Below are 2,267 nucleotides of genomic sequence, written 5' to 3' on the forward strand. Positions count from 1 at the left end.
TCCACGGTGAGCGTCTCGCCGTGCAGCCGCGCGCCGGGTGCGGTCGGCTGGTTGTAGAACACGAAGTCGCCGTCGCCGCGCACCTTGCCGCTGTCGTCCGTGATGGGCGCGGACACGTCGAACGGACCGGGCACATGCAAGGTCAGGGTGCCGCCGGGCAGGGGCAGATTGCCGCCGGGAACCAACTCGCTCATCGTGCCGCCTGTCGGGTGCTGGTCACTGTGCCCGCCCCGAGGGGCGCTGCACGGACAACGTCCCACGGGTGCGCGCGGGTTCCTGAGCCCCGGCCCCCGCTTCTGTCAGCCTGCCGCCCGCCCTGCTCGCTGCACCGGCGCCCCGCGCGGCGACCATGAGCGGTGGCGTCTCGAACTTCGGCCGTATCGCCTTCGACGACCTCCGGTGGGAGGGCCGCCGCTACGCCGTGACCAACCTCCAGACCGCCGGTGCCGGCCTCGGCAGTGAGACGCCGAAGCGCGCGCGGTTCACCTCGATCGACATCCTTCCCAAGCAGCAGGTCGAGGAGGGCGCCGAACCGCTGCTGTACGCCGCCACGAGCCCCGAGGCGACGGCGGGCGCGTACTACGGCCCGGGCGGCAGGTTCGGGCTGGTCGGCCCGACCATCACCGCCCGCATCACGCGCCGCGCCCTGAACACCGAGGCCAACCGCCGGCTGTGGACCGAGGCCGACCTCACCGCGGCCGTCGCCTGAACGGGTCCGCCGCACGGGGGCTGAGTCCGAGGAATCCGGGAACGGGTGCCAGACTGCCCCCATGGATGAGCGCGTATTCGGCAGGTCAGGACAGCAGGCATCGGTCGTGGGACTCGGCACATGGCAACTCGGTGCCGACTGGGGCGACGTGGACGACAAGGAAGCCCTCGCGGTCCTGGAGGCCGCCGCCGAGTCGGGCGTGACGTTCTTCGACACGGCCGACGTGTACGGGGACGGGCGCAGCGAGGAGACCATCGCCACCTTCGTGCAGAGCAGGCCCGACCTGCATGTGCTGGTCGCGACCAAGATGGGCCGCCGGGTCGACCAGGTCCCCGAGAACTACGTACTCGACAACTTCCGCGCCTGGAACGACCGTTCGCGCCGCAACCTCGGCGTCGACCGCATCGACCTGGTTCAGCTGCACTGCCCGCCGACCCCCGTCTACTCGTCGGACGAGGTGTTCGACGCCCTCGACACCCTGGTCGAGGAGGAGCGGATCGCCGCGTACGGCGTGAGCGTCGAGACCTGTGACGAGGCGCTGACCGCGATCGCCCGGCCGGGTGTGGCCAGCGTCCAGATCATCCTCAACCCGTTCCGCATGAAGCCCCTCCAGCGGGTCCTGCCCGCGGCGCGGGAGGCCGGCGTCGGCATCATCGCCCGCGTGCCGCTCGCCTCCGGGCTGCTCTCCGGCAAGTACACGAAGGACACGGTCTTCGCGGAGAACGACCACCGTACGTTCAACCGCCACGGTGAGGCCTTCGACCAGGGCGAGACGTTCTCCGGCGTCGACTACGCCACCGGTGTCGAGGCTGCCGCCGAGTTCTCCGCGCTTGCCCCCGAGGGCGTCACTCCGGCCCAGCTGGCGCTGGCCTGGATCGTCCAGCAGCCCGGCGTGACCACGGTCATCCCCGGCGCCCGTTCGCCCGAGCAGGCCCGCGCGAACGCGGCGGCCGGCAAGCTGTCGCCGCTTTCCGCGGAGACGCTGGCCGCGATCTCCGACCTGTACGACCGGCGCGTCAAGGAGCAGGTGGAAGGCCGCTGGTGACTGCCGTCGGCTGCTAGTCCCAGGCTGAGCACGGACTGTTGTCTGCGGGTGGTCCTCGGCTGAGCGCGCAGTTCCCCGCGCCCCTGAGGGGTGCGTCCGGCAGGCCCCGCCCTGTAAGGGGCGCGGCGAACTGCGCGACAAGCCACGGACGGCCCGCAGCCTCAGAACTACCGCTCGCCCCCTGCAGGGAACCCCTGGGCCCGGCCCACCACAACCACCACCGGAATCAGCAGCAAAAGCACGCTCCACGGGAGCGAACCCGTGCCGAGGCGGTCGAGCAGGACGCCTCCGGCCACCCCGCCGCCGGCCATCGCCGCGTTCCACAGCGTGACGAGCGCGGCCTGCCCGGCGTCCGCGGAGTCGCCGCCCGCGTCGGTCACGGCCGTCTGCAACAGGGTGGGGGCGCCTCCCCAGCCGAGCCCCCACAGCGCCACCGCGGCGTAGACGAGTGCGGGGCTGCCGGCCGGCACGGCCAGCAGCGCGGCCGCCACGGCGACGAGCAGCGCGCTCGCG

General features: G+C 72.4%; 2 protein-coding genes and 2 pseudogenes. 2 read left to right on the plus strand and 2 right to left on the minus strand.

What is annotated here, in order from left to right; genetic code table 11:
- Positions 1-194, minus strand: a pseudogene (locus O3Q52_RS52110) (stress protein); the annotation flags it as partial.
- 155 nt (positions 195-349) lie between these two features.
- On the opposite strand from O3Q52_RS52110, the gene O3Q52_RS52115 reads away from it, so the two are divergent.
- Together O3Q52_RS52115 and O3Q52_RS52120 are read left to right on the plus strand one after the other, a co-directional pair.
- On the plus strand, positions 350-709 hold the full coding sequence (locus tag O3Q52_RS52115; RefSeq protein ID WP_269655399.1) for a hypothetical protein: 360 nt from the start codon (positions 350-352) through the stop codon (positions 707-709).
- Between the two features lie 61 nt (positions 710-770).
- A complete protein-coding gene (locus tag O3Q52_RS52120; protein ID WP_269655400.1) occupies positions 771-1,754 on the plus strand; it encodes an aldo/keto reductase in 984 nt (327 codons plus the stop codon).
- A 167-nt stretch (positions 1,755-1,921) separates the two neighbouring features.
- On the opposite strand, the pseudogene O3Q52_RS52125 reads toward O3Q52_RS52120, so the two are convergent.
- Positions 1,922-2,267: pseudogene (locus tag O3Q52_RS52125) on the minus strand (MFS transporter); the annotation flags it as partial.

It is taken from the genome of Streptomyces sp. ActVer, from assembly GCF_027270795.1.
Classification (GTDB): domain Bacteria; phylum Actinomycetota; class Actinomycetes; order Streptomycetales; family Streptomycetaceae; genus Streptomyces; species Streptomyces umbrinus_A.